The following is a 21981-nucleotide window of genomic DNA, read 5'->3' as shown; positions in this document are numbered from 1 at the left end:
GCTCACTTGGCTCCCAGGGCCGTCTTCAGGGCCGCGAGGTTGGCCCGCATGACCTCGAAGTAGTCGTCGCCCTTGGACTTGTCGGTGATGCCCTCGAGCGGGTCGAGGACGTCCGTCTTGAGGCCCGCGTCGGCGGCGAGGGTCTTCGCGGTCTTGTCGGACACCAGTGTCTCGTAGAACACGGTGGTGACGCCGTCGGCCTTGGCCTCCTGCTGGAGTTCCCTGATGCGGGCCGGGCTGGGCTCGCTCTCCGGGTCGAGGCCGGAGATGGCCTCCTGGGTCAGGCCGTAGCGCTCGGCGAGGTAGGTGAAGGCGGCGTGGTTGGTGAAGAAGACCTTGCTCCTGGTGTTCTTCAGGCCGTCCGCGAACTCGGTGTCGAGGGCGTCGAGCTTCTTGACCAGGGCCTCGGTGTTCTTCTTGTAGTCGGCCGCGTGGTCCGGGTCCGCCTTCTCGAAGGCAGCGCCGACCCCCTTGGCGACCTCGGCGTACTTCACCGGGTCCAGCCAGACGTGCGGGTCGCGGGCGTGCTCCTCCTCCTCGGAGTGCTCCTCCTCGCCCTCGTGCGCGTGGCCCTCCTCCAGGTTGCCGTGGTCCTCCAGCTTCGTCAGCGTGGCGGCGTCGATCCTGGTCTTCACGCCGGACTGGCCGACCGCCTCGTCGACGGCGGGCTGCAGACCCTTGAGGTAGAGGGCGGCGTCGGCGTCCTCGATCTGCGCCCGCTGCTGGGTGCTGATCTCCAGGTCGTGCGGTTCCTGGCCGGGTTCGGTCAGACTGGAGACCTCCACATGGTCGCCGCCGATCTGCTCCGCGAGGAAGGCCATCGGGTAGAACGACGCGACCACGTCGAACTTCTCCGTGTTGCCGGCCGCCGCGCTGTCGGACGAGCAGGCGGACAGGGTGCCGAGACCGAGGGCGGTCGCGGCCGCGATGGCAACCCCGGATATGTGGTGTCGTCGTACGTTCATGACACTCATTTTCAGCAAATATGGAAACCATTGTCAACAAAGTGAGCGACCGCCCACGGAGCGCTACGGAGAGCGCTACCGATTTGGTTGAGGGGGAGGCCCCGCCGGTACCCTGAAGCATTCGCTGTGAAGCGCCTCGCTTCGTCGCCCGTCGTCGTAATGAAGAGAGCACCGTGGCCGCCGACAAGATCGACACCATCGTCAGCCTGAGCAAGCGCCGTGGCTTCGTATTCCCGTGCAGTGAGATCTACGGCGGCCAGCGCGCCGCCTGGGACTACGGACCGCTGGGTGTCGAGCTCAAGGAGAACCTGAAGCGTCAGTGGTGGCGTTACATGGTGACGTCGCGCGAGGACGTGGTCGGTATCGACTCGTCCGTCATCCTGGCCCCCGAGGTCTGGGTCGCCTCCGGTCACGTCGCCACCTTCACGGACCCGCTCACCGAGTGCACCTCCTGCCACAAGCGGTTCCGCGCGGACCACCTGGAGGAGGCGTACGAGGCGAAGAAGGGCCACCTCCCCGAGAACGGCCTGGCCGACATCAACTGCCCGAACTGCGGCAACAAGGGCCAGTTCACCGAGCCCAAGCAGTTCTCGGGTCTTCTGTCCACCCACCTCGGCCCGACGCAGGACTCCGGCTCGATCGCGTACCTGCGCCCCGAGACCGCCCAGGGCATCTTCACCAACTTCGCCCAGGTGCAGGTCGCCTCGCGCAAGAAGCCCCCGTTCGGCATCGCGCAGATGGGCAAGTCCTTCCGCAACGAGATCACGCCCGGCAACTTCATCTTCCGCACCCGCGAGTTCGAGCAGATGGAGATGGAGTTCTTCGTCAAGCCGGGCGAGGACGAGAAGTGGCAGGAGTACTGGATGGAGCAGCGCTGGAACTGGTACACCGGCCTGGGCCTGCGCGAGGAGAACATGCGGTGGTACGAGCACCCGAAGGAGAAGCTCTCCCACTACTCCAAGCGCACCGCTGACATCGAGTACCGCTTCCAGTTCGGCGGCAACGAGTGGGGCGAGCTGGAGGGTGTCGCCAACCGCACCGACTACGACCTCGGCGCGCACTCCAAGTCCTCCGGCCAGGACCTCTCCTACTTCGACCAGGAGGCCGGCGAGCGCTGGACGCCGTACGTCATCGAGCCGGCGGCCGGTGTCGGGCGCGCGATGCTGGCGTTCCTGCTGGACGCGTACGTCGAGGACGAGGCGCCGAACGCCAAGGGCAAGATGGAGAAGCGGACGGTGCTGCGGCTCGACCACCGTCTGGCGCCGGTGAAGGTCGCGGTGCTCCCGCTGTCCCGCAACGCCGAGCTGTCCCCGAAGGCCAAGGGCCTCGCCCAGACGCTGCGCCAGAACTGGAACATCGAGTTCGACGACGCGGGCGCGATCGGGCGTCGCTACCGCCGCCAGGACGAGATCGGCACGCCGTTCTGCGTCACGGTCGACTTCGACACCCTCGACGACAACGCGGTGACCGTTCGCGAGCGGGACTCGATGAAGCAGGAGCGCGTCTCGCTGGACCAGATCGAGGGCTACCTGGCCAGCCGGCTGATCGGCGCCTAGTTTTCCTGCGGGCGGACACCGCCCGTAGCCCGTCGCACGGTTCCCCGTGCCCCTGAGGGGGTGCGGGGAATCTGCGTTTTCGCGCTCCGAGCGGGCGTGACGCTTGTCGCGGGGGGCGAGCACCGGGCAGTGGTCCTCCAGCGGGCTTTGCGATTGGCCCTGTCGCGCGGACCACGGCGGCAGCAGGGTGGCCCCATGAGTCTCGCCTTCCTCCTCACCACCCTCGTCGTGGTCGCCACTCCCGGCACCGGTGTCGTCTACACCCTGGCCGCCGGACTGGCCCGCGGGCGCCGCGCGAGTGTGCTCGCGGCGTTCGCCTGCACCCTGGGCATCGTGCCGCACATGCTGGCCACCGTCACGGGCGTGGCCGCGCTGCTGCACACGAGCGCGACCGCCTTCCAGGTCCTCAAGTACGCCGGTGTCGCCTACCTCCTGTACATGGCGTGGGCGACGCTCAGGGACCGCGAGGCGATCACCGTGGCGGCCGGGCCGAATACGCCCGTCCCCGCCCGCCGGGTCATCGTGCGGGGCGTGCTGATCAATCTCCTCAACCCGAAGCTGACGATCTTCTTCTTCGCCTTCCTGCCCCAGTTCGTGAACCCCGGCGAGGCGAACGCCCTGCCGCTGATGCTGCTGCTCGGTGCGGTCTTCATGCTGGCGACGTTCGTCGTCTTCGCCGTGTACGGCGTCCTCGCGGCATCGGTCCGCAGCCATGTCGTCTCCCGGCCGAGGGTGATGGCGTGGCTGCGCCGGAGCTTCGCGGGGTCGTTCCTGGCGCTGGGCGCGAAGCTGGCCCTCACCTCGCGGTGAGCCTGGACGGCCCCGCGGCGACCAGGGTCCCGACCGCGCGGACAAGTATGGACTGACAGATATTGAAATCTGTCAGCTGTTAGGGCAGGGTGGAGGGCATGACGATGAACACCCGAACCCTCGGAACCACCGGTCCCCGCGTCTCCGCCCTCGGTCTCGGCTGCATGGGCATGTCCGCGCTGTACGGCGACGCGGACCGGGCCGAGTCGATCGCCACCGTGCACGCCGCCCTGGAAGCGGGCGTGACCCTGCTGGACACCGGCGACTTCTACGGCATGGGCCACAACGAGATGCTGATCGGCGAGGCCCTGCGCACCGCGCCCGCTGAGCTGCGCGAGAAGGCGCTGGTCAGCGTGAAGTTCGGCGCGCTGCGCGGCCCGGACGGCGACTGGCTCGGCTACGACGGCCGCCCCGCCGCGGTGCACAACTTCGCCGCCTACTCCCTGCAGCGCCTCGGTGTCGACCACATCGACGTCTACCGGATCGCCCGGCTCGACCCCGACGTACCGATCGAGGAGACGGTCGGCGCGGTCGGCGAGCTGGTCCAGAAGGGGTACGTCAGGCATGTGGGCCTCAGCGAGGTCGGCGCCGAGACCATCCGCCGGGCCGCCGCCACCGCACCCGTCGCCGATGTGCAGATCGAGTACTCGCTGATCTCCCGCGGCATCGAGGAGTCCGTCCTGCCGGCCACCCGTGAGCTGGGCATCGCCGTCACCGCGTACGGCGTTCTGTCCCGCGGTCTGATCTCCGGCCACTTCACCCCCGACCGGCAGCTCGCCGCGAACGACTTCCGCGCCCACTCGCCCCGCTTCCAGGGCGAGAACCTCCGGCACAACCTGAACCTGGTCGAGGCGCTGCGGAAGATCGCCGAGCGCAAGGGCGTCACCGTCGCCCAGATCGCCATCGCCTGGGTGCTCTCCCGTGGCGAGGACATCGTGCCGCTCGTCGGCGCCCGCACCCGGCCGCGGCTCACCGAGTCACTGGGCGCGCTGGACGTCGCGCTGGACGCGGCCGACCTGGCGGCGATCGAGGAGGCGGTGCCGCCCGGCGCGGCGGCGGGCGACCGGTACCCGGCCGCGCAGATGGCACATCTGGGCAGCAGGTAGTGCACGCGGTGCGGGTCCCGGCGCCCGGTACGGTCTAGTGCATGTCACCGACGCCCCAGACCCTGACCGCCGAGCGCATCCTCGAAGCCACCGAGGAGGTGCTGCGCCGCCACGGCCCGGCCAAGGCCACCGTGGTCGACGTGGCCCGCGCTCTCGGCGTCAGCCATGGCAGCGTCTACCGGCACTTCCGCACCAAGGCGGCCCTGCGTGAGGCGGTGACGAAGAGGTGGCTGGACCGGACGACGGAGGTCCTGGCGGCCATCGTCGCCGAACCCGGCCTGGACCCCGAGAGGCGGGTGCGCGAGTGGCTCGCGGCGCTCTTCGCCGCCAAGCGCCGCAAGGCGTTCGACGACCCGGAGCTCTTCGCCACCTACTCGGTGCTGACCACCGAGACCGCCGAGACGGTCGTGGGCGAGCACATCGCCGAACTCACCGGCCAGCTCACCGAGATCGTGCGCGCGGGCGCCGACGCGGGCGCCTTCACCGCCCAGGACCCCGCCACCACGGCCGGCGCCCTCTTCCGGGCGACCGACCGCTTCCACGACCCGCACTACGCCAGGGAATGGGAACGGCCCGGCGTCCAGGCGGAGTTCGAGGCGGTCGTGGACCTGCTGATCCGGGGGCTGCGGGCACGCGGCTGAGCGGCCGCCGCCTCGCGCCGTCACAGCGTGTCGAGTTCCCCCGTCGCACGGCCGAGGTAGGTGACCGGGCCCGGGTCCGGTACGGCGATCTCGTGGAAGCCGAGACGGTCGTAGAAGGCTCTCGCGGAGGTGTTGGCCGTCACCATGGACAGGTGTACGGCCGGGACGCCCTGCTCCTGAAGGGCCCGCAGCAGGGTGCGCATGAGGGCGCGGCCGTGTCCCCGGCCCTGCCAGGCGGGGAGCAGGTCGATGTGCAGGTGGGCCGGGTAGGCGGCGACCTCGGGGACGAGCATCCGCTCCGGACGGTGCAGGAGCCGGACGATCGCCTCGTCGGGGGTGCGCGGCGGCGCGGCCGGGTCGGGGTGGCGGCCGGCGACCGAGGGCAGCCACCTCGCGCGGAAGTTTTCGACGAAGCGCGGTGTGTCCGCGGCGCCGACGACGTAGCCGACCGCCCGGCCCGCCCCGTCGTCCAGCACGAAGGCAAGATCCGGTTCCAGCACCACGTACGGGATCGCGAAGGTCGTCGGAAAGATGCCGGGGTCCTCGTAGTGCGGCCTGCTGTCGCCGCCCTCGTGTGCCGTGCGGACGCAGACGTCCTCGACGGCCTCCCGGTCCTCGGGGCGGTAGCGGCGCACGCGCGTCATCGGTCCGGCTTCGTCTCGGCGGGGTTCACCGTCGCCTGGTGGGCCTGCGTCAGATGCTCCTGCGCCTTCAGCCACGGCAGGAACTGCGCGCCCTTGCGCCAACCGCAGGTGTCACATCGGATCGTGCGTTGCGCGCCCTTGCGTTCCACCCGTACGACATGCTCCCGTCCGTGCTGGTCCCAGCGGCTCACCTTGCTCGTGTTGATCTCCAGCATGACGCCTCCAGCGTCCGAGGACATCGAGTCGGTACGCACGACCCGAACGGCCCCGCGCAGCAAGGAGTGTGCAGCATGACCGACGTCAACGGGGAGACTTTCCCCTCGCGTTGACCGAGCCGTGCCCACACCCTCACATGCCGGGCCGCCGATCGGCCCCCCGGTCGTCAGGTGACCTGCGGCACAGCACGTTCGGACGCGGGGGCCCCGCGGGCCGGGCGGGGTCGTCGGCGCCGTCGGCCGGGTTCCCGGTCGTGCCGGCCCGGGACGGGGCGGGTGTCCGGCACGACTCCAGTCGTTCAGCCGTCCGTTCGGCACTCCTGCGTGCCCGAGCCCCGCTCGTCGCCAGTCCCACGATCAGCACCATCAGCCCGCACCCGGCCACGATCCACCACGCCGGCCGGGCCGCGTCGACGAACGCGGAACGGTACGGCGCCGCCCCCACCCCGGAGGCCAGCACCGCCCCCACGACCGCCACCCCCAGCGTCTGCCCCAGCTGACGGCTCGTGGAGGCGACGGCCGCCGCGACACCCGCCTGCACCCGGGGCATCCCGGACACCGCCGTGTTGGTGATCGGCGCGTTGACGAACCCGAAGCCGAGCCCGAACAGGACGTAGCCGAGCACGAGTGTGCTGTTCGCCGTCTCCGCCTCGAACGCGGCGAACAGCACCCCGCACGCCGTCATCGACACCCCGGCCACCAGCAACGGAAGCCGCGGCCCCCGGTTGCCGACCACCCGTCCCGCCACCGGCGCGCACACGAAGCACAGCGCGGCCATCGGCAGCATCCACACACCCGCGTGCAGCGCGTCCAGCCCGCGCACGTTCTGCAGATACAGCGTCGACAGGAACAGGAACCCGCCGAGCGCCGCGAACGCGCTGACCGCGATCACCGTGGCCCCGCTGAACGGCGCCGAGCGGAAGAACCGCAGATCGACGAGGGGCTCGACGCGCCGGGGTTCGTACACCAGGAGGGCGGTCAGCGCGGCCAGGGCGATGCCACCGAAGACGAGGAGCTCGGCGGCCGGCGCGGTCGGCGCCTCGATGATCGCGTATGTCAGCGAGCCGAACAGGGCGATGACCAGCACCTGTCCGACCGGGTCGGCGCGGCGGGGCCGCGCAGCGCGGGACTCGGGGACGAAGCGGAAGGTCAGCCAGAGCGCCGCGAGCCCCACCGGCAGGTTGACCCAGAAGATCGACCGCCAGCCGACCGTCTCCACCAGCAGCCCTCCGACGAGCGGGCCCGCGGCCATGGAGATGCCGACCACCGCGCCCCACACCCCGATCGCCCGAGCCCGTTCGCGCGGGTCCGTGAAGGTGTTGGTGATGATCGACATCGCGACCGGGTTGAGCATCGAGCCACCCACCGCCTGCACCGTCCGGAAGGCGATCAGCGCGTCCAGGTTCGGGGCGAGGGAGCACAGCGTCGAGCCGATCGTGAAGACGACCAGGCCCGCCATGAAGACCCGCTTGCGGCCGATGCGGTCCGCCGTGGAGCCGGCCAGCATCAGCAGCGAGGCGAGGACGAGGGTGTAGGCGTCGATCGTCCACTGCAGGCCCGAGGTGCTCGCGCCCAGGTCGCGCTGGAGGGCCGGCAGGGCGACGTTGAGGACGGTGTTGTCGAGGCTCACGATCAGCAGACTCATGCAGCAGATCGCGAGGACCAGCAGGCGTCGGCGATGGGTGAGCTCGGGCATGCGGTCCAGCGTACGCCCGCTTCGATAGTGCGTCTAACTAATGACTGGCGCATCCTTCGCCGTACGCGACAATGGGGGAATGCCCACGACCGCCTCACCCCTCCGGATCGGCCCGCACACCGTCCAGCCGCCCGTCGTCCTGGCCCCCATGGCCGGGATCACCAACGCGCCCTTCCGCACCCTGTGCCGGGAGTTCAGCGGCGGCAAGGGGCTGTTCGTCAGCGAGATGATCACCACCCGGGCGCTGGTCGAGCGCAACGAGAAGACCATGCAGCTGATCCACTTCGACGCGACCGAGAAGCCGCGCTCGATCCAGCTGTACGGCGTCGACCCGGCCACCGTCGGCAAGGCCGTCCGCATGATCGCGGAGGAGGGGCTGGCCGATCACATCGACCTGAACTTCGGCTGCCCGGTGCCGAAGGTGACCCGCAAGGGCGGCGGCTCCGCGCTGCCGTTCAAGCGGAACCTGCTGCGGGCGATCCTGCGGGAGGCGGTCAGCGGGGCCGGCGACCTGCCCGTCACGATGAAGATGCGCAAGGGCATCGACGACGACCACATCACCTACCTCGACGCCGGGCGGATCGCCGTCGAGGAGGGCGTGACGGCCATCGCCCTGCACGGCCGCACCGCCGCCCAGCACTACGGCGGCACCGCCGACTGGGACGCCATCGCGCGGCTCAAGGAGCATGTGCCGGAGATCCCCGTCCTCGGCAACGGCGACATCTGGTCGGCCGGGGACGCGGTGCGGATGGTGCGGGAGACCGGGTGCGACGGAGTCGTGGTCGGACGGGGGTGCCTGGGGCGGCCGTGGCTGTTCTCGGACCTGGTGGCCGCCTTCGAAGGCCGTCCCGAGGACATCGCCCGCCCGGCGCTGCGCGAGGTCGCCGACGTCATGGTCCGGCACGCCACACTGCTCGGTGAGTGGATCGGCGACGAGGCGCGCGGTGTCATCGACTTCCGCAAGCACGTCGCCTGGTACCTCAAGGGCTTCGCGGTCGGCAGCGAGATGCGCAAGCGCCTCGCCATCACGTCGTCCCTGGCGGAACTGCGCTCCGGACTCGACGAGCTGGACCTCGACCAGCCCTGGCCGTCCGGCGCCGACGGGCCCCGCGGCCGTACGTCGGGCAACAACCGGGTGGTGCTGCCGGACGGGTGGCTGAAGGACCCGTACGACTGCGCGGGCGTGAGCGAGGACGCGGAGCTGGACACCTCCGGCGGCTGACCGCCCGGCCGAGGTCACCCCTTCTTCGGGTGCGGTGTCGAACCGTACGCCGTCAGGAAGCGGTCCCGGAACGAACTCATCTTCCACACCGGGGCTTTGCGGCCGGGCCGGAGACCCTCGGTCCAGTTCCAGTCGGCGATCTTCTCCAGGACCTCCGGGTCCTTGGCGACGATCGACACCGGCACGTCACGGCTCGCGTTGCCGCCGCTGACCCGGGAGATGGGCTGGTGGTCGCCGAGGAAGACCAGGACCGTGTCGTCGGTGCCGTACCGCTCCAGCCACCGGGTGAGGCTGGTGACGGAGTACGCGATCGACTTGCCGTACTCCTGCTTGGAGCGGGTGGAGTCGGAGATGATCTCCGACGGCCGGGTGCCGGCCCGCTGGACGGGCCCGAAGAGCGAGCCGTCGCCCAGGTCGTCCCAGTCGACCATCTTCGGGATCGGCGCCCAGGGCTGGTGGCTGGAGGTCAGGATGATCTCCGCCATCAGGGGCCTGTCCCGCTTCCTGCCGTGGACCAGGCGCTGGAAGGCTTCGAGAGCGTACTGGTCGGGCATCGTCGACCAGCTGAACTTCGGCCCCCGGTAGCCGAGCTGGAAGGCGTTGTAGACCTTGTCGAGGCCGTAGTACTCCTGTTCCGGCCAGGCCTTCTGCACACCCGGCATGACGCCGACCGTGTCCCAGTCACCGGTCTTCTGGAACGCCTTCGTGAGGCTGAGGTGGTCGCCGGCCATGACGGTGCGGTAGCGCTGCTGGTTGTCGATCCACAGGCCGGACAGCGTGGTGGAGTGGCCCAGCCAGCTGCTGCCGCCGAACGTCGCCGAGGTCAGCCAGCCGCTCCTGGCCCGGAAACCGGCCTTCGCGAGGGCCTCGGCGCTCGTGTCGAGCGTGCCGGTCACGCCGGGGGCGATCTCGGGGTCCTCCAGGGCGCTGCGGCCGTAGCTCTCGATGAAGGTGAACAGGACGTCCTTGCCGCGCAGGTCCGGCACCAGCCCGCCGGGGGGCGTGTCGCCGAAGGCGTCGGCTCTCGCCTCCCTCGCGAACGCCGCCTCGTCGCGCAGGGTGTCCAGCGCCCGGCGCGCGTGCACCTTGACGACTCCGGCGGTGTGGTCGGCGGCGATCGGCACCCCGGCGACCTGGAGGCCGAACGCCGTGCAGGTGATCCAGACGGTGCCGGCGATCAGCGCGCCCTTCGACGCGTTCGCCCTGTGACGGGCGAGGACGTCGGCGACGCGGACGACGGACAGGGCGACGGCGGCCATCAGCAGGACGACGAGCAGGACGACGCCGATCGTGAGGAGGGTCGTGGTCGTGCCGCCGAGGGAGTCCTTCAGGTACGACTGCGCGTCGTCGATCAGTTCCCAGTCCAGGACGATGTTGAAGTGCCGGCCCAGGTATTCGTTGTAGCCCATGTCGAGGACGTTCAGGGCGGTCAGGGCACCCAGGGCGGTACCGGAGGCGGCCGCGACGACCAGGCGGGGCCGGCGGGGGAGGGCCAGGAGTACGGCGGCTCCGATGACGGCCTCCGCGGGGAGGCGTACGAACTCGCGGACTCTGAGATTGCCGAGCGTGTTCGGCATCTGCAGGCAGACGTAGACGAGGGCGGCGGCGAGGGCGGTGACGGTCCAGCGGAGGTAGGGGGCGGGGGCCTCGGCTTCGCCTTCGGCCGGGTCGTTCCCACCCGCACCACCCGTGCGGCTTTCGTCGTCGGGTGCGGGTGGCCCCGGTGGGGCGTCCTCGCCGTCGGCGACCGCGTGTTCGTCGTCGGGGGACGGGAGGTCGCCGGTCGGATGGGGCGGGTTCCCGGGTGGCTCGGACGGGCCGGCTGTCGGGTGTGGCGGGGGCTCGGGGCTCGCCGGTGACGGTGTGGACTCGTCGCTGGGTGCCGTCGCGGACAAGTCGTCGTTCCGGTCCGGTGGTTGACGGCGGCGCGTGAAGACGGGCACCCGAAGGTCCTTCCGTGCGAGGCCCCTGGCGGAGTGGTGGGGGCGGGCCTCGCCGGGGTGGTCGGGGGCCCGCCGTCCTTCCGTACGGGCGGGCCCCGGCCGGTGTTCAGCCACCGTGCCCCAGCGCTCGGCAAACGCTGGGCAAACCCCTGGCCAACAGGTGCGGCGGTGTTCCTCCTACGCGCCGCCCACCGCCGTCAGCAGCGCCAGCGGGGCCGCTGCAGACCGGGATTCGCGTACGCACGCGTGCGGGTACGGCACCGGTTCCGCGTGCGTGTCACGGCCGTAGCCCGCCAGGACCTCCGGCAGCCGGTGGCCGGTCACCGTCGCCGCCTCCACCAGGGCGTGGGCGACCGTGCGGGCCTCGTCGTGCAGGCCGTACCGGGCCAGTCCCAGCGTGATCAGCGCGTTGTCGTGCGGCCAGACCGAACCCCGGTGGTAGGAGAGCGGGTGGTACGCCGGCTGACCGGACGCCAGGGTGCGCACACCCCAGCCCGAGAAGAAGTCGGGTTCGAGCAGACGGCGGCCCACCAGCTCGCCGTACTCCTTGTCCAGCAGCCCGGACCAGAGCAGATGCCCCGCGTCCGAGGCCAGCGCGTCCACCTGCCGGCCCGCACCGTCCAGCGCCAGCGCGGGGAAGGAGTGCGCCTCCATCCAGAAGTCCCGCTGGAACCGGTCACGCAGGTCGGCGGCCGCCTGCTCCAGGAGGGCGGCGTAGGTCTGGTCCTGCCACACCGTGCGGGCCAGCCACGCCGTGCGGCGCAGGGCGTCGTACGCGTACCCCTGGGCGCCCGCCGCCATCACCGGTCCGCCGGGGCGCGTGCCGTCGGCCGAGCAGATGGCGCCGGGGGAGTCCTTCCAGTTCTGGTTGGCCAGGCCGCCCTGGTCGGCGCGGTACACCAGATAGCCGCGGGAGGTCAGGCCCCCGTGGTCCAGCATCCAGCCGATCGCCGCGCGGGCGTGCGGTTCCAGACGGCGGGCCAGGATCGTGTCGCCCGTCTGCTCCACGTACGCGCCCAGCAGGATCAGGAAGAGGGGCGTGGCGTCCACCGAGCCGTAGTAACGGCCGTACGGCACCTGCCCGAAGTGGGCCAGTTCGCCGTGCCGTACCTCGTGCACGATCTTGCCGGGCTGGCGGACGGCGTCCGTGCCGGACTCGGTCGCCTGCGTCGCGGCGAGCGCCGGGAGCGTGGCGGCGGCCAGCCGCGGGCGGTAGGGCAGCGCGAACAGCGACGTCAGCAGGGCGTCACGGCCCAGCAGGGTCAGGAACCAGGGAGCGCCGCCGGCCGGGACGCGCAGTTCCTCGCCGTCCGGACCCGTCGCGCGGACCTGGAGCGAGGCGAGGTCGGCGAGGCCCCGGGCGCACGCCGCCGCCAGCTCCGGCCAGCCGGTCGGGAAGGCGACGCCCTCCACGAACTCGCCCTCCAGGCGGATGAGTTGCTCGTTCAGCGCGGCCGGGGAGCGGGGTACGCGCAACGGGCGTGTGTCGCCGTGCGGGCGGGCCATCACCCGAAGGGTGAGTTCCGCCGTGCCGTGCGGTTCCAGGTGCAGGGTCCACACCAGGCGGCGGGCCCCGGTGCCGGTCTCCTCGACCGCGTCGGGGGCGGGATCGGCCGTCACGGACGTGAGCGAGTGCCACTCCCCGCGCCGGTAGCCGAACTCCACACCGTGGTCCAGGACTTGGCGGGAGCGGACGGCGCCGGACTTGGCGTAGGTGCGGTGGTCCGAGCGCAGCTCGAACTGGTCGGTGAAGTCGGCGTCCGCGGTGACCGCGAGACGGACCGTCGTCGGCACCGGGCGGTTGCTGGTCACCCGCAGGGACTCGATGAACGATCCGTCTCCCACGGCCTGTTCACGGAAGAGCGTGCAGGCGGGCGGTTCGTTGCGGCCGCCGCGCGGGACCAGGACACAGCGGGCGGTGTCCCCGTCGGCGACGGGGGAGAGCGTTTCGGGCACAGCTCCGTCCACGGTGAGCTGCCAGCGGCTCAGGTGCCGGGCGTCGCGTACGAACAGCCCGTCCGGGGAGCCGGAGCCCCGTACGCCGCTGATGTCCCCGCCGTCGCCCACGGCGGCGAAGGTCCCTCCGAACACGAGCAGATGATGCCGGTCCGTCATCCCCGGTTACCTCCCTTGTACTCCTTGACCGCGAGATCCTCGACGGCGCATTCCGGAACGTCGTTGGTGTCCCGCGCCGGCTCGTCGTGCAGCAGGTCCAGCGCGAGCGCGGCGGTCCAGCCGAAGCCGGTGGCACCGCAGGCCTCGCCGGTGTACGGGTCGACGTACTCGGCGAAGCCGGAGGCGTCGGCGAGCTCCAGCATCGCCCGGCGCAGGGCGTCGGCCCGCTCCCGCTCGCCGTGCGTGCGCAGCCCGCGCTCCAGCAGCCAGTTCGTGTTGAACCAGGCCGGGCCCCGCCAGTAACGGTGCGGGTCGAAGGCCTCGCCGAGGAGGTCGTACGACGGCGCGAGGCGGGTGGTGCCGCCGAGACCGAAGTGGGGGCCGTGCGCCGTGCGCACCAGGGCGGCGGTGATGTCGCGCGGGAGCGTGGGGAGCAGGAGCGGGACGAGCCCCGCGACACCCCGCTCGGGGACCAGCTCTCCGGCCGGTCCGTCGCCTCGCAGGTCGCGGCAGAGGAACATCCCCTCCGCCGGGTCCCACAGCCGCTCGATCAGAGCCGCCGTCAGCCGCTCGGCGCGCGCGTGCCGGGCCGTGCCCGTCGCGCCCAACTCCCGCGCGATCCGGGCCAGCGCGTGCTCGGAGGCGATGAGCAGGGCGTTGAACGCCGGGTCCTCGACGGCGAAGTCACCGGTGCCGTCTGCGTAGCCGCCGTCCCGGTAGTCGGCCGCCAGCCGCACGTACCGCCCGTAGTCCAGATCCGTGGGCCGGTCCTCGGCGGCGCCGTGGTCGAGGTCGGCGCGGCGGAAGGAGCGGGCCGGGGCGGGTGTGACCCGGCTCAGCGGCGCGTCCCAGCAGGGGCTGTTGTCCATCCCCTGCTCCCACGGGTGCACGACGGACGCGAGGCCGCCGCCGCCCAGGTCCCGGCGGTGCAGCAGATAGCGGTGCCAGGCGGCCAGGCGGGGATACACCCGGGTGAGGAAGCCGCGCGCCCGGGACAGCACCGGGTCGGCGCGGTGCACCAGCCAGGCGGACAGCGCGTGCACCGGTGGCTGCACGATGCCGGAGGTCTGTACGGTGCGCGGGGCGCCCGCGGTCCGTCCCGCGGTGGAGGAGCGCCAGAAGTCGGGGCTCGGGAAGTACGCGTCCAGCGGTACGGAGGGGTTGAAGACGATGTGCGGGATCCGCCCGTCACCCCACTGGGCGTCCAGCAGCGTCTCCAGTTCCGCCTGCGCCCGTAACGGCGAGACGTGCCTGAGACCGATCGCGATGAACGCCGAGTCCCACGACCACTGGTGCGGGTACAGCCCGCGTGAGGGCACCGTCGAGGTGCCGGTCCAGTTGGCCTCCAGCACGCGGGCGGCCCTGACGTGCGGCGAATCCGCGGTGGGCGGCGGATCGTATGCGATGTCACGCTCCGCCGGAGGCACGGTGAGTTGGGCGCTGCGATCCACTCGGGGCTCCCCGAAAGACGTCCGGCCGACCAGTTCGGTCGTGGCTACCGTAGGGTTACGTCTATTTAACACGCAAAACCCAATATGTAATGCAGGGTTGAGGAACACAAGGGGGTGTGCATGAACGCACGAGGTCCGGCGAGCGCCGGGGAGCTGCTCGAACTGGTGCGGAGCGGACGGGCCGTCACACGCGGCGCACTCCAGCAGGCGACCGGCCTGTCCCGTGCCACCGTCGGCCAGCGCCTCGACCGCCTCTTCCGCGCGGGGTGGCTGCGCGAGGGTGCCGTCGGGCCCGTGGGCTCCCCGCTGGGCGGCCGGCCCTCCATCACCCTGGAGTTCGACGATGCCCACGCCGTGGTCCTGGCCGCCGACCTGGAGACCCGGCACGCGCGCGCGGCCGTCCTGTCACTGACCGGTGAGATCCTCGCCGAGCACACCGGCACGCTGGTCGTCGAGGACGGCCCCGACGCCGTGCTGGACGAGCTGGGGCGCTGGTTCGCCGAGTTGCTGGAGAAGGCCGGCCGCCCAGCGGCGGAGGTCTGCGGCATCGGTCTCGCGGTCCCGGGTCCGGTCGACACCGTGACCGGCCGGGTGGTCCAGCCGCCGATCATGCCGGGCTGGGACGGCTACGACACGACGGGCCGGCTCGCCCGCTCCTTCGCCGAGGCCACCGGTGCCGCACCGGTCCCGGTCCTGGTGGACAACGACGCCAACCTCATGGCGTACGGCGAACAGCGCACCGGTTTCCCCGACTGCTCGGCGTTCGTCCTCGTCAAGGTCTCCACCGGCATCGGCGCCGGGGTCGTGGTGGACGGCTCGATCTACCGGGGCATCGACGGCGGCGCGGGCGACATCGGCCACATCAGGGTGCCGGCGGGCGCGGACGCGCTGTGCCGGTGCGGTTCGTACGGCTGCCTGGCCGCCGTCGCCAGCGGGGGTGCGGTGGCCCGCAGGCTGGCCGGCAGCGGGGTACCGGCCGCCTCGGGCTCGGATGTGCGGGACCTGCTGGCGGCCGGGGACCCGGGCGCGGCGGCACTGGCGCGGGAGGCCGGGCGGCAGGTCGGGGACGTGCTGGCCACCGTCGTGACGCTGCTCAACCCCGGTGTGCTGATGATCGCCGGGGACCTCGCCGGGACGCCCTTCCTCACCGGCGTACGGGAACTGCTGTACCAGCGGGCGCTGCCGCGCTCCACGGCCCACCTGGACGTCGTGACCTCGCGGCTGGGGGAGCGGGCCGGGCTGGTGGGGGCCGGGGCACTGGTCGTCGAGCATCTGTACGCGCCGCTGCGGGTGGAGGAGCGGCTGGCCGCGCTGGGGGTGTGAGGGGCGGAGCGGGTGTGTGACGGGTGGAGCGGGTGTGTGACCGGCGGATCTGTGACGGGCGGAGCGGGTGCGTGAGGGCCGGGTCCGTGACGGGTGGAGCAGGTGCGTGACCGGCGGATCTGTGACGGGCGGGTTTCGGTTGGGAGGCGTGTCCGGAGCACGTCCGCATGGTGAAATCCGGCGGCTTGTGGGAGCGTGATTCTCGCCACCCTTGATAAGGGTTGCGCTCAGATGAGCGGATCTTGAGCGGATGCACTTCTCCAAGGGGTGGCACTCGGTGCCACCCCTTGATCGTTCATCGATCGAACTCAGACGTGCGATAGTCCCGCTCATCTGAGCGCGATTGCTTGCTTGTGAGGGCTCTTGCGTTCAAGAAGTGAAAACATCCGTCCGCCTCGGCTTGCCAAGCCTTGACTTTCGATCCCCTGGCGGACGGGTGGTTACGGGCGTATGACGCGTGAGTAGACGTACCCAGGCGCCTTCGATCTGGGTATGTTCCTCGCCGTCAGGGCAGCCACCGCGTCCTCGAGGGAGTCGAGACCGTGTCGGAAAACAAAGAACCCCACGTAGCGAAGTTCGTTTACGACTTCACCGAGGGAAACAAGGACCTCAAGGACCTCCTGGGTGGCAAGGGCGCCAACCTCGCCGAGATGACCAACCTGGGGCTCCCCGTTCCTCCCGGCTTCACGATCACGACGGAAGCCTGCAAGGTCTACCTCGACAGCGGCGAGGAGCCGGCGGCACTGCGTGACGAGGTGAGTGCGCACCTCGACGCCCTCGAGACGAAGATGGGCAAGAAGCTCGGCCAGGCCGACAACCCTCTGCTGGTCTCGGTCCGCTCCGGCGCGAAGTTCTCGATGCCCGGAATGATGGACACGGTCCTCAACATCGGGCTCTCCGACAAGTCCGTGAAGGGCCTCGCCGAGCAGGCGGGCGACGAGCGGTTCGCCTGGGACTCCTACCGGCGCCTCATCCAGATGTTCGGCAAGACCGTCCTCGGCGTCGACGGCGACCTCTTCGAGGAGGCCCTGGACAAGGCCAAGGAGGCCAAGAAGGTCACGGTCGACACCGACCTGGAGGCCGCCGACCTCAAGAAGCTGGTCACCGCCTTCAAGAAGATCGTCAAGAAGGAGGCCGGCCGGGACTTCCCGCAGGACCCGCGCGAGCAGATGGACCTCGCCATCAAGGCGGTCTTCGACTCCTGGAACGGCGACCGCGCCAAGCTGTACCGCCGCCAGGAGCGCATCCCGCACGACCTCGGCACGGCCGTCAACGTCTGCTCGATGGTCTTCGGCAACCTCGGTCCCGACTCCGGTACCGGCGTCGCCTTCACCCGTGACCCCGCCTCCGGCCACCAGGGCGTCTACGGCGACTACCTCCAGAACGCCCAGGGCGAGGACGTCGTGGCGGGCATCCGCAACACCGTCCCGCTCGCGGAGCTGGAGTCGATCGACAAGAAGTCGTACGACCAGCTGATGCAGATCATGGAGACGCTGGAGAACCACTACAAGGACCTCTGCGACATCGAGTTCACCATCGAGCGCGGTCAGCTGTGGATGCTCCAGACCCGTGTCGGCAAGCGCACGGCGGGCGCGGCCTTCCGTATCGCCACGCAGCTCGTCGACCAGGGCCTCATCGACGAGGCCGAGGCGCTCCAGCGCGTCAACGGCGCCCAGCTCGCGCAGCTGATGTTCCCGCGCTTCGACGAGAGCGCGAAGGTCGCCCAGGTGGGGCGGGGCATCGCGGCGTCGCCCGGTGCGGCGGTCGGCAAGGCGGTCTTCGACTCGTACACCGCCGTGAAGTGGTCGCGCTCCGGTGAGAAGGTCATCCTGGTCCGCCGGGAGACCAACCCCGACGACCTCGACGGCATGATCGCCGCCGAGGGCATCCTGACCAGCCGGGGCGGCAAGACCTCCCACGCGGCCGTCGTCGCGCGCGGCATGGGCAAGACCTGTGTCTGCGGCGCCGAGGAACTGGAGGTCGACACCAAGCGGCGCCGCATGACGGTCCCCGGCGGGCACGTCGTCGAGGAGGGCGACGTCATCTCCATCGACGGCTCCAGCGGCAAGGTCTACCTGGGCGAGGTCCCGGTGGTCCCGTCCCCGGTCGTGGAGTACTTCGAGGGCCGGATGCACGCGGGCGCCAACGACGCCGACGAACTGGTCGAGGCCGTGCACCGGATCATGGCCTTCGCCGACCGCAAGCGCCGCCTGCGGGTACGCGCCAACGCGGACAACGCCGAGGACGCGCTGCGCGCCCGTCGCTTCGGCGCCCAGGGGATCGGTCTGTGCCGCACCGAGCACATGTTCCTCGGCGACCGCCGTGAGCTGGTCGAGCGCCTCATCCTGGCCGACACCCAGGAGGAGCGCGAGGAGAGCCTGAAGGCGCTGCTGCCGCTGCAGAAGAAGGACTTCGTGGAGCTCTTCTCCGCGATGGACGGCCTCCCGGTGACGATCCGTCTCCTCGACCCGCCGCTGCACGAGTTCCTGCCGGACATCACCGAACTGTCCGTCCGTGTCGCCCTCGCGGAGTCCCGCCAGGAGTCCCACGAGAACGACCTGCGCCTGCTGCAGGCGGTCCACCGTCTGCACGAGCAGAACCCGATGCTGGGTCTGCGCGGCGTCCGGCTCGGCCTGGTCATCCCCGGCCTGTTCACCATGCAGGTCCGCGCCATCGCCGAGGCCGCGGCCGAGCGCAAGAACGCCAAGGGCGACCCGCGCGCCGAGATCATGATCCCGCTCGTCGGCACCGTCCAGGAGCTGGAGATCGTCCGCGAGGAGGCCGACCAGGTCATCGCGGAGGTCGAGGCGGCGACGGGCACGCAGCTCAAGCTGTCGATCGGCACGATGATCGAGCTGCCGCGGGCCGCGCTCACGGCCGGTCAGATCGCCGAGGCCGCGGAGTTCTTCTCCTTCGGCACGAACGACCTCACCCAGACCGTGTGGGGCTTCAGCCGGGACGACGTGGAGGCCTCGTTCTTCACCGCGTACCTGGAGAAGGGCATCTTCGGCGTCAGCCCCTTCGAGACGATCGACAAGGACGGCGTCGGCTCGCTGGTCGCCGCCGCGGCCAAGGCCGGCCGTGAGACCCGCCCCGACCTGAAGCTCGGCGTCTGCGGCGAGCACGGCGGAGACCCGGAGTCCGTCCACTTCTTCCACGAGGTCGGCCTCGACTACGTCTCCTGCTCGCCGTTCCGTATCCCGGTGGCGCGCCTGGAGGCCGGCCGCGCGGCGACCCAGTCGGAGGGCAGCGACCACCGCTGACCTCCCCCGACTCCGGAGCCGTCGTCCGTCCCCGACCCTCAGTACCGATGGGCGGCGGCTCCGGTGCACGAAAGAGGGCGGCACCCTGTGCGGGGGTGCCGCCCTCTCCCGCACCCCACACGGCGAAGCCCCCCGGTCTTCGTGTACCCGCACACACCGGCGAGGGCGACCGGCTCGGGCAGCGTGCTCACCTCCAGACGGGGGCCGCATCGGCGCACGCAGTGACCTGGAGCAATGCTCGCCGTGCCGTCCAGATGACGTCATCCAGCGTGTCGTCCCCTGAGCGAGGTGAACCGCCCTCCGTCCTCCAGCCGTTGGCCGGCCGCGTGAGCGTCGCTGCTGATCACCAGATGCCATTCGGCGAGTGCGCAGGGAGGGTGCCGTAATCGCTCGGCCCGAACCGCTCTCGCTGGTGCAGCAGTTGGGAGACTATGGAGTAGGAGACAGCCAGGCGTGTTGGCGTTTCCACATCCGTGGGGGAGCCGTGGCCGATTCATCCGACGCGAAGCACAGTCCGACTCACCGTCCCGTCATCCTCGACCTGCGGACAACGCGGCAGCGGAACGTGATGGTGGGGGCGGGTGGCCCTGTCGGCTCCGGGTGCTTCCCGTGGAAAACGATGGTGTTCCTGATCACCGTCGCCCTGATGCCTTTCGGCGTCGTGATCGGCAGCGACCCCGGTCCAGACAGTCAGAAAACGTACGTCGAGACCATCGGCCGCGCTCGCCAGCAACTATTTGAGGGCCAACTCGTGTACACGGACGCTCGATCCTTGAATCTTGTGGCAGGCGCGGAGCCGCGTCCATTCCGCGCCGAGGTCCTGGGTAGTTGGCGTCACGTCAGACCGGGTGAGGCACAGGGGACAGTGCGTGCGGGCGCTCAGATCGGGGTGAGGCTGCGTTGCTCGGGAGTCGGAGTGCGGTGTACGCGACTGTCGTCCGAGCGCCAGAGCGTACTTTCCACGAAGGACAGGGCAACCTGGGTCTGGGAGGTGAGCGCAGAGCGTCCCGGCAAGATCAGCATTGCTCTCACTGTGACTGCCTACTTCGGCCAAAGCAACACGGTTCTCGTCGAGAAGCCGCCCGTGGCACAGCGTGTGGACGTTGTCCCGTTCCCTGACCTGAACGGGTGGTCCTGGGTGAGGGGCCTGTGGCAGTGGATGACCGCTGCGATCACCAGTCTGGGCGGATTGGCTGTGTCTTTGAGTGCCATCGCCGCTGTGGTCGTCATGGCGATCCGTCGGCAGCTTCCGGGGATCGATGCCCCCGCGCAGGGTGTCGGCTCGCGGACAGGTGTGCGTTCGGTACGCATGACACGCTCCAGTCGGGGGCGCCCACTCCCGCGGTCCACTGTGCTGAGGAGTCTCCGGCCCGGTCGTCGGAGAGACGCTCAGCGTGCGCCGCACGAGTGAAGCCCAAGTCGCGCAGACGCTGCCGGCTGCGACCAGGTACGCGCACGTTCGACGTCAGGAAGCCAGCCATGCACCCTGTGCGTGGGTGCCGCCCTCTCCCGCGTGAGCATCGCTGTTCTGTTGCCGGAACCGGTGTCCTTCGAGCCCTCACCGGACGCGCCGCCGCGTCGATGCCGAGGAGGTGGGCGAGGGCGAGCGCGGGAGCACGTAGCGCTTGCGGGCCCACTTGGGGGGCCCGCACCCGTCTGTTGCGTGACCGCTAGGTGCGGAAGGGTCCCTTCACCTCGTAGGTGATGCCGCCCGAGGAGCTTCCCGTGGTGCCCCGTTGGCTGGAGAAGTACAGCCGCGTCCCGTCCGGGGAGAAGGCGGGGCCGGTGATCTCCGAGCTCGACTGGCCGTCGATCCGCAGGAACGGGGCGACGACGTCGTCCGGGGTGATGACGCAGATGTCCATGGAGCCGCCGTCCTCGGCGACGAAGAGGTCGCCGGAGGAGGAGCCGGTGATGTTGTCGACGCCGGTGAGCGGGGCCGTTCCGGAGGTGACGAGGGAGTCGTCGTACGCCAACTCGTAGGTGCCGGCCGTGAGGTTCAGCTGCCAGACGCGGTTGTCGCCCTTGGTGGTGAACCAGACCTTGTCGTCGGCGTAGTGGCAGCCCTCACCGCCGTTGAAGGACTTCGAGCCCGAGACCTGCGAGCGGGTGGCCGTGGGGGAGCCGTCCGGGTCGGGGACGTTCGCCCAGCTGAAGGAGCCGCTGGTCCCGCTGCCCGCGACCATGACCTGGAGGGTGCCGGAGGACAGGTTGCCCCACGTCGTCGGGACGAAGCGGTAGAAGCGGCCGTTGGTCTCGTCCTCGGTCAGGTACACCACCCTGCGCACCGGGTCGGCGGCCGCCGCCTCGTGCTTGAAGCGGCCCATCGCGTCCCGGCGGACCGCCGCGTTCGTGCCCCACGGGTCGGTCTCGTAGACGTAGCCGAGGGACACCTCCTCGCAGGACAGCCAGGTGTTCCACGGCGTCTTGCCGCCGGCGCAGTTCTGGCGGGTGTTGGACAGGATGCGGTACGCGCCCGTGATCGTGCCCGTCGAGGAGAACTTCACCGCGCTCGCCCCGCCGCCCGGGTTGATCTCGGAGTTGGAGACATAGATCCAGCCGGTGCCGTCGGTGTAACAGGCGCCCCCGTCGGGGGCGTTGTGCCAGGTGTACGACGTCCCGGCGACCGTCTGGCCGGAGCGGGCGATGACGCGGCTGGTGAAGCCGCTCGGGAGCCTGATGCCGTTGGCGTCGGGGGAGCCCAGCGGCCCGTAGGGGCCGGGGCCGGGCTGGGCGGGGGCCGCGTGGGCGGCGCCGCGCCACAGGGTTCCGCCGAACACGGCGGTCGAGCCGCCGAGGACGGCCGCACGCAGGAGGTCACGACGTTCCACTCTCACTCCAAGGGGTGCCGTACCGCCCCGCCGCCGGTCGACGGCGGGGTCGTGCGTGGGGGGTGCTGGATGACGGGCGTGGGTGGGGCGGCATGGAACCTAAAGGAGCATGGTGGACGCGTCATGGCCAGTGCGTGACCGGCGGACGGCGTACCCGAGAGCTGACCGTGCCCGCGGGCGGCCGGTATCGCCCGTGCCCG

The 21981-nt window shown here is 70.8% G+C and carries 15 protein-coding genes; 7 read left to right on the top strand and 8 right to left on the bottom strand.

What is annotated here, in order from left to right; all coding sequences use genetic code 11:
• Positions 1-2: 2 nt before the first annotated feature.
• Entirely contained in the window at positions 3-965 is a 963-nt protein-coding gene (locus tag ACWCPI_RS28005) for a metal ABC transporter substrate-binding protein (RefSeq protein ID WP_451040744.1), read from the bottom strand.
• 173 nt (positions 966-1138) lie between these two features.
• Here ACWCPI_RS28005 and ACWCPI_RS28000 point away from each other — a divergent pair, with 173 nt between their 5' ends.
• The 4 genes from ACWCPI_RS28000 (at position 1139) to ACWCPI_RS27985 (ending at position 5078) form a co-directional block, all read left to right on the top strand.
• Positions 1139-2521: a glycine--tRNA ligase gene (locus tag ACWCPI_RS28000; protein WP_451040743.1), complete on the top strand. Its 1383-nt coding sequence runs from the start codon at positions 1139-1141 to the stop codon at positions 2519-2521.
• A 195-nt stretch (positions 2522-2716) separates the two neighbouring features.
• Positions 2717-3331, top strand: coding sequence for a LysE family translocator (locus tag ACWCPI_RS27995; RefSeq protein WP_451040742.1), 615 nt, complete (start codon positions 2717-2719; stop codon positions 3329-3331).
• Between the two features lie 98 nt (positions 3332-3429).
• Complete coding sequence (locus tag ACWCPI_RS27990) at positions 3430-4437, top strand: aldo/keto reductase (RefSeq protein ID WP_451040741.1); 1008 nt, start codon at positions 3430-3432, stop codon at positions 4435-4437.
• A gap of 41 nt (positions 4438-4478) precedes the next feature.
• Positions 4479-5078 carry a TetR family transcriptional regulator gene (locus ACWCPI_RS27985; RefSeq protein WP_451040740.1) on the top strand — a complete coding sequence of 200 codons (600 nt, stop codon included), beginning with the start codon at positions 4479-4481 and terminating at the stop codon, positions 5076-5078.
• Positions 5079-5098: 20 nt separating this feature from the next.
• On the opposite strand, the gene ACWCPI_RS27980 is transcribed toward ACWCPI_RS27985, so the two are convergent.
• The 3 genes from ACWCPI_RS27980 to ACWCPI_RS27970 all read right to left on the bottom strand — a co-directional run bounded on the left by ACWCPI_RS27980 (position 5099) and on the right by ACWCPI_RS27970 (position 7633).
• Positions 5099-5722: a GNAT family N-acetyltransferase gene (locus ACWCPI_RS27980; protein WP_451040739.1), complete on the bottom strand. Its 624-nt coding sequence runs from the start codon at positions 5720-5722 to the stop codon at positions 5099-5101.
• Complete coding sequence (locus ACWCPI_RS27975; protein ID WP_451040738.1) at positions 5719-5937, bottom strand: hypothetical protein; 219 nt, start codon at positions 5935-5937, stop codon at positions 5719-5721. Before ACWCPI_RS27975 ends, ACWCPI_RS27980 begins: the two co-directional genes overlap by 4 nt.
• A 133-nt stretch (positions 5938-6070) precedes the next feature.
• Positions 6071-7633: an MFS transporter gene (locus ACWCPI_RS27970; RefSeq protein WP_451040737.1), complete on the bottom strand. Its 1563-nt coding sequence runs from the start codon at positions 7631-7633 to the stop codon at positions 6071-6073.
• Positions 7634-7712: 79 nt separating this feature from the next.
• On the opposite strand from ACWCPI_RS27970, the gene dusB reads away from it, so the two are divergent.
• Positions 7713-8855, top strand: coding sequence for a tRNA dihydrouridine synthase DusB (dusB, locus tag ACWCPI_RS27965; protein WP_451040736.1), 1143 nt, complete (start codon positions 7713-7715; stop codon positions 8853-8855).
• Positions 8856-8869: 14 nt separating this feature from the next.
• On the opposite strand, the gene ACWCPI_RS27960 is transcribed toward dusB, so the two are convergent.
• The 3 genes from ACWCPI_RS27960 to ACWCPI_RS27950 all read right to left on the bottom strand — a co-directional run bounded on the left by ACWCPI_RS27960 (position 8870) and on the right by ACWCPI_RS27950 (position 14364).
• Positions 8870-10798 carry a CDP-alcohol phosphatidyltransferase gene (locus ACWCPI_RS27960; protein WP_451040735.1) on the bottom strand — a complete coding sequence of 643 codons (1929 nt, stop codon included), beginning with the start codon at positions 10796-10798 and terminating at the stop codon, positions 8870-8872.
• A gap of 177 nt (positions 10799-10975) precedes the next feature.
• Positions 10976-12913: an amylo-alpha-1,6-glucosidase gene (locus tag ACWCPI_RS27955; protein WP_451040734.1), complete on the bottom strand. Its 1938-nt coding sequence runs from the start codon at positions 12911-12913 to the stop codon at positions 10976-10978.
• Complete coding sequence (locus tag ACWCPI_RS27950; protein WP_451040733.1) at positions 12910-14364, bottom strand: MGH1-like glycoside hydrolase domain-containing protein; 1455 nt, start codon at positions 14362-14364, stop codon at positions 12910-12912. The genes ACWCPI_RS27955 and ACWCPI_RS27950 overlap by 4 nt, the downstream gene beginning before the upstream one ends.
• A 120-nt stretch (positions 14365-14484) precedes the next feature.
• Here ACWCPI_RS27950 and ACWCPI_RS27945 point away from each other — a divergent pair, with 120 nt between their 5' ends.
• Both ACWCPI_RS27945 and ppdK read left to right on the top strand, forming a co-directional pair.
• Entirely contained in the window at positions 14485-15687 is a 1203-nt protein-coding gene (locus tag ACWCPI_RS27945; RefSeq protein WP_451040732.1) for an ROK family protein, read from the top strand.
• A gap of 542 nt (positions 15688-16229) precedes the next feature.
• On the top strand, positions 16230-18950 hold the full coding sequence (gene ppdK, locus ACWCPI_RS27940; RefSeq protein WP_451040731.1) for a pyruvate, phosphate dikinase: 2721 nt from the start codon (positions 16230-16232) through the stop codon (positions 18948-18950).
• 1670 nt (positions 18951-20620) lie between these two features.
• Here the strand turns inward: ppdK and ACWCPI_RS27935 are convergent.
• Positions 20621-21781, bottom strand: a complete 1161-nt coding sequence (locus tag ACWCPI_RS27935; RefSeq protein WP_451040730.1) for an alkaline phosphatase PhoX — start codon at positions 21779-21781, stop codon at positions 20621-20623.
• Positions 21782-21981: the final 200 nt, after the last annotated feature.

Source organism: Streptomyces sp. NPDC001920 (assembly GCF_053594495.1).
The sequence above is the reverse complement of the archived record's forward strand: the minus strand, read 5'-3'. Positions and strand labels throughout refer to the sequence as shown.

Excerpts from the sequence above, each read along its gene's own strand:
- ACWCPI_RS28005 (WP_451040744.1), bottom strand. The coding sequence starts at position 965 with ATGAACGTACGACGACACCACATATCCGGGGTTGCCATCGCGGCCGCG.
- ACWCPI_RS27995 (WP_451040742.1), top strand. The coding sequence starts at position 2,717 with ATGAGTCTCGCCTTCCTCCTCACCACCCTCGTCGTGGTCGCCACTCCC.
- ACWCPI_RS27990 (WP_451040741.1), top strand. The coding sequence starts at position 3,430 with ATGACGATGAACACCCGAACCCTCGGAACCACCGGTCCCCGCGTCTCC.
- ACWCPI_RS27985 (WP_451040740.1), top strand. The coding sequence starts at position 4,479 with ATGTCACCGACGCCCCAGACCCTGACCGCCGAGCGCATCCTCGAAGCC.
- ACWCPI_RS27980 (WP_451040739.1), bottom strand. The coding sequence starts at position 5,722 with ATGACGCGCGTGCGCCGCTACCGCCCCGAGGACCGGGAGGCCGTCGAG.
- ACWCPI_RS27975 (WP_451040738.1), bottom strand. The coding sequence starts at position 5,937 with ATGCTGGAGATCAACACGAGCAAGGTGAGCCGCTGGGACCAGCACGGA.
- ACWCPI_RS27970 (WP_451040737.1), bottom strand. The coding sequence starts at position 7,633 with ATGCCCGAGCTCACCCATCGCCGACGCCTGCTGGTCCTCGCGATCTGC.
- dusB (WP_451040736.1), top strand. The coding sequence starts at position 7,713 with ATGCCCACGACCGCCTCACCCCTCCGGATCGGCCCGCACACCGTCCAG.
- ACWCPI_RS27955 (WP_451040734.1), bottom strand. The coding sequence starts at position 12,913 with ATGACGGACCGGCATCATCTGCTCGTGTTCGGAGGGACCTTCGCCGCC.
- ACWCPI_RS27945 (WP_451040732.1), top strand. The coding sequence starts at position 14,485 with ATGAACGCACGAGGTCCGGCGAGCGCCGGGGAGCTGCTCGAACTGGTG.